Here is a 12,782-nt window from a genome sequence, read left to right as displayed (position 1 = left end):
TCACTCGTCTTCGCTGTCGTCTTCCTGCTGCGCCGGCTGACCCGCGCGCTGCACCGGCTGCGCCGCCGGCGCGGTGGGCGGGTGAACGCCGGGGCCCTGGTTCGGCGCGATGCCGGACGGCATCATCGGCACCGGGCGCTGGATCTGGTTCATCGCGGCGCGTGGCGGCACGGGAATCGGTGTCGGCTCCGGCAGGCTCAACTCGGCGGTGGCCGGCCCGCCGCGCGGGCCCAACTGCACCGAACGCTGGTTGACCGCCAGCAGCACCGTGTCGCCCTCGACCACGCTGCCGGTGCGGTACGCCTTGGGCGGCTCGTCGCTGACGGCGATCAGCGCCACGCCCTGTGGCGAATGGCCGGCGCCGCGCGGCGCAACCACGCCCAGCAGGTGGAAGCGGTCGCTCGCGTCCGCGACCTCGTTGTCGTCCCCCTGCGGCTTCTCGGAGGTGCCGAGCAGCCTGCGCAACTCGCCGCCCATGGCCAGCGCGCGCGCCGGCATCTGGGCCTGCGCCGGCACGCCGGTGCGCGAGGCGAAGACCTTCATGCCCCAGAAGACCGCACTGGCGAGGACCACGGCCCACACGGCCAGCGTTAACAATCGCGATGCCATCCGACGATTATGATTCAAGCCACTTTTCGCACGCCTTGGCCTCGCGGCCGGCATTGACAACATGACCGCCTCGAAACGCTTCGCAACCCTCCGCCGCAGGGCCCAGGCCGGCTTCACGCTGATCGAAATCATGGTCGTGGTCGTGATCATCGGCGTGCTGGCGGCGCTGATCGTGCCGGGCGTGCTCGACCGCGCCGACGATGCGCGCGTGACCGCAGCGCGCGCCGACGTGGGCAACCTGATGCAGGCCCTGAAGCTCTACAAGCTCGACAACAACCGCTTCCCGACCGCCGAGCAGGGCCTGGACGCGCTGGCCCACCGGCCCACGGTCGGCCAGATCCCGCCGAACTGGCGGGTCTATGTCGAGAAGCTGCCCAACGACCCCTGGGGCCACCCCTACCAGTACGCCAACCCCGGGGTGAAGGGCGAGATCGACGTGTTCAGCTTCGGCGCCGATGGCCAGCCGGGCGGCGAGGGCCGGGACGCCGACATCGGATCGTGGCAGTAGGTCAACGACCATGGGTCCAGCGCGGCTTCACGCTGCTGGAGCTGATGGTCGTCACGGCGTTGATCGCGGTGACGGTGGGCATGGCGACGCTGGCCTTGCGTGATGCCGATGCGAACCGGCTGGAAGAGGAAGGCGCACGTCTGGCGGCGCTGTTCGAAGGGGCCCGCGCCCGCGCCCGCGCGGAAGGCAGCGAGGTGCTGTGGCAGCCCAACCGCGAAACCGGCGAGGGCTTTGTCTTCACCGGCCTGCCGCCCGATGCCGGCCTGCCGAGCAAATTCCTCGACGAGCGCACCCGCGCCGAGATCATCGGTGCGCCGGTGCTGCGCCTGGGCCCCGAGCCGGTGATCGGGGCGCAGCGCGTCGTGCTGCGCATCGAGCAGCGCCAGCTCGTGCTGGCCACCGACGGGCTCGGCCCGTTCGTCGTGATCTTCCCGGAGCCCTCGTGAGACGGCGCGCGCGCGGCTTCACGCTGGTCGAGGTGCTGGTTGCGGTGGCAATCGTCGCGATCGCGCTGGCCGCCGGCAGCCGCGCCGCCGGCACGCTGCTGGACAACTCGCAGCGTCTGTCCGACGTGACGTTCGCCCAGTGGTGCGCCGACAACCGGCTGGTCGACATGAAGCTGGCCAAGCAGTTTCCCGACATCGGCGAGAACAGCTTCGATTGCGAAGAGATGGGGCAGGTCTACAAGGTCACGATGACCGTGCGCGCCTCGTTCAACCCGAACTTCCGCGTCGTCGACACCGGCGTGCAGGACAGCCGCGGCCAGCCGCTGTTGCACCTGTCGGTCATCCTGCCCCGGTACTGATGAAGCCCTCTCGCCCCGCTCGCGGCTTCACCCTCGTCGAGGTGATGGTGGCGCTCGTCATCATGGCGGTGCTGGCGACGATGGCGTGGCAGGGGGTCGACGGCCTGGTGCGCGCACGCGAGGGCGCCGAGCGCAGCGGCGAGGCCGCGCTGCGGCTGGGCACGGTGATCGCCCAGTGGGAGCAGGATCTGTCGCAGATCCAGCAGAGTTCGGCGGCGCCGGGCCTGAAGTTCGACGGCGCGACGCTGCGCCTGACGCGCCGCGCGCCGGGCGGGATCCAGCTCGTCGCCTGGACGCTGCAGGGCCGCAGCTGGTACCGCTGGGCCGGCCCGCCGGTCACGCGCATCCAGGAGCTGCAGGACTGGTGGATCCGCAGCCAGAGCTGGAGCGCGATCCAGGCCGACGCGCTGAAGATGCTCGACGACGTCGACAGCCAGCAGGTCTACTTCTACCGCGGCAACAGCTGGAGCAATGCGCAGTCGACCGGCGACTTCGAAGCCACGCCCCAACCACCGCAGCCGCCGGCCTCGGGCGCCTCGGCGCCCCCCGTCGGCGGCGAGAACGAGGTCCTGCCCACCGGCGTGCGCCTCGTGCTCGCGCTGCCCAGCGGGCCGCTCAGCCGCGACCTGATGGTGAGGCCCTCGCAATGACCCACCGCGCCCAACGGGGGGCCGCACCCGGCCGAGCGCCGGGCCGCTCCCAAGCCGGCCGGCACCCCCTCGGGGGGTCGCGGGCCGCACCCGGCCAGCGGGGGGCCGCACTGCTGCTGGCGATGCTGATCGTCACGCTGGTCGCGACCCTGTCCGCCGGCATGGTCTGGCAGCAATGGAAGGGGATCGAGGTCGAGACCGCCGAGCGCGCGCGCGCCCAGGCCGCGTGGCTGATCGAGGGCGCCACCGACTGGGCCCGGCTGATCCTGCGCACCGACGCGCAGGACAAGGAGCACCCCAACGTCGACACCCTGAACGAGCCCTGGAACACGCCGCTGAAGGACGTGAAGCTGTCGGACTTCCTCGCCGCCGACAAGAACAACACCGCCGATACCGGCCTCGAGGCCTTCCTGTCCGGCCAGATCACCGATGCCCAGTCGCGCTACAACCTGCGCAACCTGATCAACGACGAGGAGGTCGAGGCGGCCAAGGAGCTGGCGACGCTGCGCCGGCTGTGCGAGGCGCTGGGCATTCCGCCCGAGGCGGCCAACCGCATCGCCGACGGCATGAAGGGCGCCGACCTGGCCGAGGACCAGCTCGGCGACGAAGAGGCCGTGTCGCCCGGCGCGCCGCTGCCGCCGCAGCGCGTGCAGCAGCTGACCTGGTTCGGGGTCGACAACGATGCGGTGCGCCGCCTCGCGCCCTACGTGATCATCCTGCCGACGCCCACCCCGGTGAACCTGATGACCGCGCCGCCCGAGGTGCTCAGCGCCGTGCTCGACGGGCTGGACCGCGGCAGCGCCGAGCGGTTCGCGCAAAAGCGACTCGCCCTGGACGTGCGCTCGACCAGCGACCTGCGCCCGCTGCTGCCCGAGAAGGTCCACGCCCAGCTCGAGGACACCAACCGCGTCGGCGTCGCCTCGAACCACTTCGAAATCATCGGCGAGCTGCGCTACGAGAACTTCCAGCTGCGTGAGCTGACGCTGGTCGCGCGGCGCGGGCTCGAGGTGGTCGTGCTGCGCCGCGAACGGCTGCCCCACGAAGGGCCCCTATGAATGACAATCGCGGCCCCGAAGGGCGCCTCGCGCGCCACGCCACAATAGCGCTCGCCTTGTGCTGACTCCACCTCCATGTCGACACTGATCGTTGCCCTGCCCGTGCCGCCCCGCCTGTCGTCCCAGGGGGCGGCGGGCGCGACGCTGGCGCCGTCGGAATACGACTATGTGGTCAGCGCCGACGGCGGGCCGCGGCTGATGGCCGGCCGGGCCGCGCCGGCGCTGCTGCCCAAGACCCAGTCGGTGGTTGCGGTGGTGCCGCCGCACGGCATCGGCTGGCACCGCGTGACGCTGCCCAAGGCGCCCCCGGCCAAGCTGCGTGCCGCCCTGGCCAGCGTGATGGAAGACGTGCTGCTCGAGGACGACGCCGAGTTGCACCTGGCCCTCGCGCCGCACGCCAAGTCCGGCGACTCGACCTGGGTGGCCGCGCTCAGCAAGCCCTGGCTCAAGGCCCAGCTCGACGCGCTCGAGGCCGATGGGCTGACAGTCGACCGCGTCGTGCCCGCCTGGCCGCCGGACGATGCACCCGCCGGCCACTTCTTCCGCGCCGAGCCGCTGCCCGATGGCACCGACCCCGGCCCGCAGCTGGCTTGGCGCGACAGCGCCGGCCCGCTGTGCCTGCCCGCCGCGAGTGAAGCCGCGCGCACGCTGCTGGCCCGCGTGGGCGGCGAAGTGCCGGTGCGCTGGACGGCCGAGCCCGAATGCGCCGCCGACGCCGTGCGCCTGGCCGGCGGCAACGTGGCCGCGCTGTCGGTCGGCGAATTCCAGCTCGCCGCCGCCCGCAGCGACTGGAACCTGCGCCAGTTCGACCTGACCCCGCAGCGCCGCGGCAGCCGCGCCGCGAAGGAACTGCTGCAACACCTGTGGAGCTCGCCCGCCTGGCGCCCGGCGCGCTACGGTGTTGCGGTGCTGCTGCTGCTGAACCTCGTCGGCGCCAACGTCTGGGCCTGGCAGCAGCGGCAGGCCCTGACGCGGCAGAAGGCCGCCATGACCGCGCTGCTGCAGACCACCTTCCCGCAGGTTCGGGCGATCGTCGATGCGCCGGCCCAGATGCAGAAGGAGCTCGATCTGCTGCGCGCCTCGGCCGGCAAGCCCGGCGAAAACGACCTCGAGCCGATGATGTACGCCGCCGAGGCTGCCTGGCCGCCGGGCCGGGCGCCGGCAGACGGGTTGAAGTACGAGCCCGGGCGGCTGATGATCACCAGTGCCGGCTGGAGCCCGCAAGAGGTGGAGGCCTTCCGCGGGCGGCTGCGCCCGCTGGGCTACGACGCCGAGTCGGTGCCGGGCCGCTTGACGCTGACCCGGGCCAAGCAGGCGGAGCTTGCGATGGACGTTCCTGCCGCGCCGCCACGGCCCGGCGCCGCGCCCACCAACCCTCCGGCCACACCGCCAGCCGGGCCCGCCGCCGCCGCGCCGAACGCGCCGCGCCCCGTGCCGGAACTGGCCTCGCCCCCGCCGCCGCAGATGGGCAATCGCCCGCTGCCCGGCGCCCGGCCGGTGCCGGGGCTGCCGCAAGGCTCAGCGCCCATGCCGCGCCCGGCCGGCGCCGAGCAGCCTCACCGCATGCCGACCCAATCGCCCACCGGTGTGAACAACGCCGCCGAGATGTGAGGCCCGCCACATGAAGCCCACCCAGGAACTGCGTCAACGCTGGGCCCGGCTCGCGCCGCGCGAACGGGCGCTCGTGGCCGTCGGCGCCGGTGCCCTGGCCCTGCTGCTGCTGTGGTACGTCGGGCTGCAATCGGCCTGGACGACCTGGAAGACCGCCCCGGCCCAGGCGCGCACCCAGGAGCTGGCCTGGATGCAGATGCAGGGTCTGGCCAGCGAGGCGCGCGAGCTGAAGGCGCAGCCGCCGGTCAGCGCGGCGCAGGCGGCCGAGGCCTTGAAGTCGGCCACCGATCGGCTGGGCGCCCACGGCAAGCTGAGCCAGCTCGGCGACCGGGCGACGTTGAACGTCAACGGCGCGTCACCCGAGCAGCTGCGCACCTGGCTGACCGAGGTGCGCAGCGGCGCGCGGGCGCGGCCGGTCGACATGCAGATCAACCGCGCCGAGGGCGGGCTCTCGGGCCAGATCGTCGTCAGCCTGGCCGCCGGCGCGTCCTGACATCCCCGGCGACAAGGCGCCCCCACCGACCCACCATGGCCAAGCGAATTTCCCCTGCCGGCTGGAGCCTGTCGAGCTTCGACGACAGCATCCTGCTGGGCATGCGCCGCGCAGTGCGCGGCGGCGTGCTGCCGCGCCCCGCACCGGCGCGCCTGGGCCGCTGGGCGGTGGCGGGGGCGCTGCTGGGTGGCGCGGTCGCATTGATCGCCTTTGCGCCGGCTTCCTGGCTGGCCGACGCGGTGGCCCGCGCCTCGAACGGCCGGCTGCTGCTGGCCGAGGCCGAAGGCAGCCTGTGGCGCGGCAGTGCCCTGCCGGTGCTGACCGGCGGGCCCGGCAGCCGGGATGCCGCCGTCCTGCCCTCGCGGCTGGACTGGTCGCTCTCGCCGTTCTTCGGCGGGCTGCGCCTGCGGCTGGCACAACCCTGCTGCATCGAACCCGGTCTCGAGCTCGAGTGGCGCCCGGGCTGGAACACGACCTCGCTCGTGGTCAGGCCCGGGCCCGCCGGCGTCGGCCACTGGCCCGCGGCCTGGCTCGAGGGCCTGGGCGCGCCCTGGAACACGCTGCGCCCCGGCGGGCAGCTGCGCCTGGCCACCCAGGGCCTGACGCTCGAATCGCGTGGCGGCGTCTGGCAGGTGCAAGGCCGCGCCGACCTCGACTGGCTGCAGGCCTCGTCGCGCCTGTCCACGCTCGACGCGCTGGGCAGCTACCGCATCGGCCTGACCGGCGCGCCGGCCGGCGGCGCGGGCAGCGCCGCGGCCCGGCCCGCCATCACCTTGCGCACGCTGGACGGCGCGCTGCAACTCAACGGCAGCGGCCAGTGGGGCGAGCGTGGCCTGAAGTTCACCGGCGAGGCGCGCGCCGCCCCCGGCTTCGAGCCGGCGCTGAACAACTTGCTGAACATCATCGGGCGGCGCACCGGCGCGTCGTCCGTCATTTCGATCGGCTGATCATGACCTTGCACCACCGCTCCCGCCTTGCCCCGCTGGCCCTGGCCGCCCTGCTCGCCACCGCGCCGCTCGCCCAAAGCCAGGTCAGCGAGCCACCGATGCCGGCGACCAAGTCCAAGGCGCCCGTGACGCTGAACTTCGTCAACGCCGAGATCGAGGCGGTGTCCCGCGCGATCGGCGCGATGCTCGATCGCCAGATCGTCGTCGACCCACGCGTCAAGGGCCAGATCACCGTGACCAGCGAGAAGGCCCAGCCGCCACAGGAGGCCTGGCGCAGCTACCTGGCCGCGCTGCGCGGCATGGGCTTCACGGTCGTCGAGAACGCCGGCCTGCTGAAGGTCGTGCCCGAGGCCGAGGCCAAGCTGCAGGCCGGCACCGTGTCGATCGGTGCGCCGACGCTGCGCGGCGACCAGATCCTGACGCAGATCTTCCGCCTCAACCACGAGAACCCGAACAACCTGGTCGCCGTGCTGCGGCCGCTGATCAGCGCCAACAACACGATCAACGCGAACCCGGCCAACGGCACGCTGATCATCACCGACTACGCCGACAACCTGCAGCGCCTGGCCAAGATCATCGCCGCGCTGGACCAGCCGGCGGCCTCCGAGGTCGAGGTGATCCCGGTGCAGCACGCACTGGCATCCGACCTGGCACCGCTGCTGCAGCGGCTCACCGAAGGCGCCGGGGCGACCAACGTGCCGGGCGCGGCGGCCACCCAGGCCGCGGCCACCTCGATCGTCGTCGAGCCGCGCAGCAACTCGCTGATCGTGCGCACCGCCAATCCGGTGCGCATGAACGCGGTCAAGTCGCTGATCGAGAAGCTCGACAAGCCGATCCCGGGCGGCGGCCCGGCCGGCAACATCTGGGTCGTCTACCTGAAGAACGCCGACGCGGTGAAGCTGGCCGAGGTGCTGCGCGCCGCCATCTCCAGCGGCACCGCGGCGACCAGCGGCGCCGCCGGCACCGGCACCAGCGGCTTCAGCGCAGGCACCGGCGGTGTCTCGCGCCCCAGCCCCGGCGTGGCGGGCACCGGCGCGACCCCGATCAGCACCGGCGGCACCCAATCCGGCATGAGCGCGGCCGCGACCACGCCGGTGGCCGCGTCGGCCAGCCCCTCCACCGGCGGCCAGATCCAGGCCGACCCGGCGACCAACTCGTTGATCATCTCGGCACCCGAGCCCGTGTACCGCCAGATGCGCCAGGTGATCGATCAGCTCGACACGCGCCGTGCGCAGGTCTATGTCGAAACGCTGATCGTCAAGGTCGACGCGACCAAGGCCGCCGAGTTCGGCTTCCAGTGGCAAAGCCTGCTGGGCAACTCCAACACCGACAGCAAGGTGGTCGGCGTGGCCGGCACCAACTTCGGCGGCACCGGCAATATCATCGACCTGTCGTTGTCGGGCTCGGCGTCAACCTCGACCGGTACCGCGACAGCGTCGGCGAGCAGCCAGATCGGCAACGGCCTGAACATCGGCGTGTTCCGCAAGATCGCCGGCTTCTACACGCTCGGTGCGCTGGCCCGCTTCCTCGAGACGAACACCGGCGCGAACATCCTGTCCACGCCCAACCTCGTCGCGCTCGACAACGAGGAAGCCAAGATCGTGATCGGCTCGAACGTGCCCTTCACCACCGGCTCGTTCACCAACACCGGCACCGGCAACGGCGCGGTCAACCCGTTCCAGACCATCGAGCGCAAGGACGTCGGCATCACGCTGCGCATCAAGAGCCAGATCGGCGAAGGCGGCACCGTGCGCATGACGGTGTTCCAGGAAAGCAGCTCGCTGCGCAGCGACAACTCGCAGATCACCGACAAGAGCTCGATCGAGACCACGGTCGTCGTCGACGACGGCAGCATGATGGTGCTGGGCGGCCTGCTGAAGGACGAATACGGCGACAGCGAGGGCAAGATCCCCGGCCTGGGCAGCATCCCCATCCTCGGCAACCTGTTCCGCAACGAAGGGCGCACCCGCGTCAAGAGCAACCTGATGCTGTTCCTGCGGCCGGTGGTGCTGCGCACCCCGCAAGCGGCCGAGCAGATGATGGTCGATCGCTACGACGCAATCCGCAGCGTGCAGTCGGCGAGCCAGAAGGAGGCCACCACCTTGCTGCCGGTCGAGGGCTCGGTGGTCTTGCCCGAGCGCCAGCCCGGCAAGCTGCCGACCCAGCAGGTCGTCGTGCCGACCGAGCCGGCGGCCTCGGCGCCCACCGCCGTGCCGGCCCCCGCACCGGCACTCACGCCCGAAGCTCCGGCCCCGGGCCGCTGAACCCCACCCGCGCCACGCGCACACCGCCATGGGCCAACGCCACCCCCTGCCCTACGCCTTCGCCAAGGCCAACACGCTGCTGCTGGAAGACGACGGCCGCCAACTCGTGCTGCGCCTGGCCGACACCACGCCGCGCAGCGCGCTGACCGAGGTGCTGCGCCGGTACAACGTCGACCGCTTCGAGCCCGAGGCCGCCGACACGCTGGACAAGCGCCTGGCCGAGGCCTATGCCGGCGGCGAAGCGAGCGCCGCAGCGGTGGTCGGCGAGGTCGAGAGCGCGGTGGATCTCTCGCGCATGATGCAGGAGCTGCCAGCGGTCGAGGACCTGCTCGAGGCCGCCAACGACGCGCCGATCATCCGCATGCTCAACGCGCTGCTGACGCAGGCCGCGAAGGATGGCGCGAGCGACATCCACATCGAGCCCTACGAGCGCAGCTCGAGCGTGCGCTTCCGCGTCGACGGCACGCTGCGCCAGGTGGTGCAGCCGAACAAGGCGCTGCACGCGGCGCTGATCTCGCGCCTGAAGATCATGGCCGAGCTCGACATCGCCGAGAAGCGCCTGCCGCAGGACGGCCGCATCTCGCTGCGCATCGGCGGCCGCGCGATCGACGTGCGCGTCTCGACGCTGCCTTCGGCGCACGGCGAGCGCGCGGTGCTGCGCCTGCTGGACAAAACCGAAGCCAAGTTCAGCCTGGAAGGCTTGGGGATGCGCGGCGACGTGCTGGCCGCCTTCCTGAAGCTGGTGCAGCAGCCGCACGGCATCGTGCTGGTCACCGGTCCGACCGGCTCGGGCAAGACGACCACGCTGTATGCGTCGATGTCGCGCCTGGACACCTCGACCACCAACGTGCTGACGGTCGAGAACCCGGTCGAATACGAGCTGCCCGGCATCGGCCAGACCCAGGTCAACGCGGCGATCGACCTGACCTTCGCGACCGCCCTGCGCGCCATCCTGCGCCAGGACCCGGACGTGATCATGATCGGCGAGATCCGCGATTTCGAGACCGCGCAGATCGCGATCCAGGCCTCGCTGACAGGCCACCTGGTGCTCGCCACCCTGCACACCAACGACGCCTTGAGCGCCGTGACCCGCCTGACCGACATGGGCGTCGAACCCTTCCTGCTGAGCTCCAGCCTGCTCGGCGTGCTGGCGCAGCGCCTGGTGCGCAAGCTGTGCCCGGTGTGCAAGAAGCAGGACGAGCGCGGCCGCTGGCACCCCGTCGGCTGCCCCGAGTGTGCCAACACCGGCTACAAGGGCCGCACGGGCGTCTACGAGCTGATGGTGGTCGACGACAAGATCCGCGCGCTGATCCACAACCGTGCCGCCGAGAGCCAGCTCTACGTCGCCGCCGAGGCCGCCGGCTTCCGCACGATGCGCGAGGATGGCCAGCGGCTCATCGACGCCGGCATCACCTCGCAAGAGGAAGTGCTGCGCGTGACGCGGGAGTAGCGAGATGTTCAAGACCCTGTTGCTGGCCCTTGCACTCGCCGTCGGCGCTGCGCCCGCGCTGGCCGCCAGGAAGCCACCCTACGACTACTACCTGACCGGCAATGCGGCGGACGTCGTCCTGCCGACGCCGGCCGCACCGACGACACTGATGATGGGCGGCGGCCCCGATGTCGACGCCGCGTTCCAGTGGATGATCGCCAAGGCCGGCGGCGGCGATTTCGTCGTGATCCGCGCGACCGGCGCCGACGGCTACAACCCCTACATCTACGCGATGGGCGGCGTCGACTCGGTCGAGACGCTGGTGATCCCGTCGCGCGAGGCCGCCAACGACCCCTTCGTGATCGGCCGCATCGCCAAGGCCGAGGCCTTGTTCATCGCCGGTGGCGACCAGAGCGACTACATCCAGCAATGGAAGGGCACCGGCGTCGACACGGCGCTGCAGGGCCTGATCACCCGCCATGTGCCGATCGGCGGCACCAGTGCCGGCCTGGCCGTGCTCGGGGAGGTCGACTTCGCCGCCCTGAATGGCAGCGTCACCTCGGATTCCGCGCTCGGCAACCCGTACGGCCGGCGCGTGACGCTGGACCGCGGCTTCCTGACCGCCCCCGCGCTGGACGCAGTGATCGGCGATGCCCACCTCGACACGCGCGACCGCATGGGGCGCCTGGTGACCTTCATGGCCCGCATGGCGCAGGATGGCTGGGTCGCCGCGCCGCGCGGCATCGGCGTCGGTGTCGAGACGGCGCTGGCGATCGAGAACGGCGTCGGCACCCGGCTGGGTGTCGGCTCCGTCTACTTCCTGCAGGGCGGCATGCCGCAGGTCTGCCAGAAGCGGCTGCCGCTGACCTACCGCGACGTGCAGGTGCAACGCCTGTCGGGCGCCGGGCAGTTCGATCTCGTCCAGTGGCAAGGCGACGGCTCGACCACCGACTACAGCCTGACCGCGGAGAGCGGCGTGCTGAGCTCGACCCAGCCCGGCGGCGGCATCTACTGAAGTACCACGCCCGACCATGCCTGCCTTCAAGTTCGAAGCCCTCGACGCCGCCGGCAAGGCGGCGACCGGCCTGGTCGAGGCCGACAACGCCAAGGCGGCGCGCGCGCAGGTTCGCGCCAAGGACCTGGTGCCGCTGAGCGTGACCCCCGTCGGCGGTGCCACCGACCCGGGGCGGGCCGGCGTCGGCAGCGGTCTGCGGCTGGGGCGCAAGGCCTTCACCACCAGCGGGCTCACCGTCTGGACGCGTCAGCTCGCCGGCCTGGTCGGCTCCGGCCTGCCGCTGGAGCGCGCGCTGACGGCGCTCGCCGACGAGGCCGAGGAGCCGCGCCAGCGCGAGCTCATCGCCCACCTGAAGAGCGAGGTCAACGCCGGCAGTTCGTTCGCCCGCGCGCTCGCCTCCAGCCCGCGTGAGTTCGACGACGTGTTCCGCGCGGTCGTGGCCGCCGGCGAGCAGAGCGGCGCACTCGGCGGCGTGCTCGAGAAGCTGGCCGACGACCTCGAGGACCGCCAGGCGCTGAAAGCCAAGCTGCTGGGCGCCATGCTCTACCCGGCGATCGTCTCGCTGATCGCGATCGTCATCGTGACCTTCCTCATCACCTACGTCGTGCCGCAGGTCGCCTCGGTGTTCACCAGCAGCAAGCGCGCGCTGCCCGGCCTGACGGTCGCGATGCTGGCCATCAGCGCCTTCGTGCGCAGCTATGGCCTGATCGTGCTCGCGCTGCTGGTCGGCGGCGGCGTGATGCTCAGTTTCTCGCTGCGCAACGAGGCCTTCCGCGAGCGCTTCGACGCGGCCTTCCTGCGCCTGCCGCTGTTCGGCCGGCTGGCGCGCGGCTACAACGCAGCGCGTTTCGCCGGCACGCTGGCGATGCTCGCCGGCGCTGGGGTGCCGATACTCAAGGCCTTGCAGGCGGCGGCCGAGACCTTGGGCAACCGCGCCATGCGGGCCGACGCGATGGCGGCGCTGGTGCAGGTGCGCGAAGGTGCGCCGCTGGCGTCGGCGATGGCGGCGAAGAAGCGCTTCCCCGGCCTGCTCGCGATGTTCGCGCGGCTGGGCGAACAGACCGGCAAGCTGCCGGTGATGCTGGACCGCGCCGCGCGCCAGCTCGGCAGCGAGGTGCAACGCCGCGCGCTCGCGGTGGCCACGGTGCTCGAGCCCCTGCTGATCGTCGCGATGGGCGTGATGGTGATGCTGATCGTGCTGTCGGTGCTGCTGCCGATCATCCAGCTCAACACCTGGGTCAAGTAGGCCCCCACGCCCCCTCCGGGGGCTGCCCCCCGAGGGGGCTTCGGCAGCGGACCGGCAAAGCCGGACCCGCGCCGACGACTTGGGGGGCGGCGCCTGCGGCGGCCGCCGGTTTTCAGGCCTCGTGGTTCGGCTCTTCGCGCCAGGTATCGG

13 protein-coding genes are annotated in these 12,782 nt (G+C 71.9%); 12 read left to right on the top strand and 1 reads right to left on the bottom strand.

The features are described 5' to 3' along the window. Positions 1-609 carry a hypothetical protein gene (locus tag VJ693_RS16045; RefSeq protein ID WP_324155705.1) on the bottom strand — a complete coding sequence of 203 codons (609 nt, stop codon included), beginning with the start codon at positions 607-609 and terminating at the stop codon, positions 1-3. 61 nt (positions 610-670) lie between these two features. Between VJ693_RS16045 and gspG the strand changes: the two genes are divergently transcribed. The 12 genes from gspG (at position 671) to gspF (ending at position 12,632) form a co-directional block, all read left to right on the top strand. Continuing rightward, positions 671-1,117, top strand: a complete 447-nt coding sequence (gspG, locus tag VJ693_RS16040) for a type II secretion system major pseudopilin GspG (RefSeq protein WP_324155703.1) — start codon at positions 671-673, stop codon at positions 1,115-1,117. Beyond that, on the top strand, positions 1,108-1,563 hold the full coding sequence (locus VJ693_RS16035; protein WP_324155702.1) for a prepilin-type N-terminal cleavage/methylation domain-containing protein: 456 nt from the start codon (positions 1,108-1,110) through the stop codon (positions 1,561-1,563). The genes gspG and VJ693_RS16035 overlap by 10 nt, the downstream gene beginning before the upstream one ends. Next, positions 1,560-1,922, top strand: coding sequence for a type II secretion system minor pseudopilin GspI (gene gspI, locus VJ693_RS16030; protein ID WP_324155700.1), 363 nt, complete (start codon positions 1,560-1,562; stop codon positions 1,920-1,922). The genes VJ693_RS16035 and gspI overlap by 4 nt, the downstream gene beginning before the upstream one ends. Continuing rightward, complete coding sequence (locus VJ693_RS16025; RefSeq protein WP_324155699.1) at positions 1,922-2,572, top strand: prepilin-type N-terminal cleavage/methylation domain-containing protein; 651 nt, start codon at positions 1,922-1,924, stop codon at positions 2,570-2,572. Before gspI ends, VJ693_RS16025 begins: the two co-directional genes overlap by 1 nt. 122 nt (positions 2,573-2,694) lie before the next feature. Beyond that, positions 2,695-3,627 carry a type II secretion system minor pseudopilin GspK gene (gene gspK / locus VJ693_RS16020; RefSeq protein ID WP_414652301.1) on the top strand — a complete coding sequence of 311 codons (933 nt, stop codon included), beginning with the start codon at positions 2,695-2,697 and terminating at the stop codon, positions 3,625-3,627. Between the two features lie 75 nt (positions 3,628-3,702). Continuing rightward, on the top strand, positions 3,703-5,238 hold the full coding sequence (gene gspL / locus VJ693_RS16015) for a type II secretion system protein GspL (RefSeq protein WP_324155695.1): 1,536 nt from the start codon (positions 3,703-3,705) through the stop codon (positions 5,236-5,238). 10 nt (positions 5,239-5,248) lie between these two features. Continuing rightward, positions 5,249-5,731 carry a type II secretion system protein GspM gene (gspM, locus tag VJ693_RS16010; RefSeq protein ID WP_324155693.1) on the top strand — a complete coding sequence of 161 codons (483 nt, stop codon included), beginning with the start codon at positions 5,249-5,251 and terminating at the stop codon, positions 5,729-5,731. 35 nt (positions 5,732-5,766) lie between these two features. Beyond that, entirely contained in the window at positions 5,767-6,678 is a 912-nt protein-coding gene (gene gspN / locus VJ693_RS16005) for a type II secretion system protein N (RefSeq protein ID WP_324155691.1), read from the top strand. A 2-nt stretch (positions 6,679-6,680) separates the two neighbouring features. Then, entirely contained in the window at positions 6,681-8,942 is a 2,262-nt protein-coding gene (gspD, locus tag VJ693_RS16000; RefSeq protein ID WP_324155689.1) for a type II secretion system secretin GspD, read from the top strand. A gap of 28 nt (positions 8,943-8,970) precedes the next feature. Next, positions 8,971-10,392: a type II secretion system ATPase GspE gene (gene gspE, locus VJ693_RS15995; protein ID WP_324155687.1), complete on the top strand. Its 1,422-nt coding sequence runs from the start codon at positions 8,971-8,973 to the stop codon at positions 10,390-10,392. Positions 10,393-10,396: 4 nt separating this feature from the next. Further along, positions 10,397-11,386, top strand: coding sequence for a cyanophycinase (locus VJ693_RS15990; RefSeq protein WP_324155685.1), 990 nt, complete (start codon positions 10,397-10,399; stop codon positions 11,384-11,386). A 16-nt stretch (positions 11,387-11,402) separates the two neighbouring features. Further along, positions 11,403-12,632, top strand: a complete 1,230-nt coding sequence (gene gspF / locus VJ693_RS15985) for a type II secretion system inner membrane protein GspF (protein ID WP_324155683.1) — start codon at positions 11,403-11,405, stop codon at positions 12,630-12,632. The last annotated feature ends 150 nt before the right edge of the window (positions 12,633-12,782 follow it).

Origin of the sequence: Ideonella sp. (genome assembly GCF_035254525.1) — a bacterium.
In the GTDB taxonomy this organism is placed as follows: domain Bacteria; phylum Pseudomonadota; class Gammaproteobacteria; order Burkholderiales; family Burkholderiaceae_C; genus Ideonella.
The sequence above is the reverse complement of the archived record's forward strand: the minus strand, read 5'-3'. Positions and strand labels throughout refer to the sequence as shown.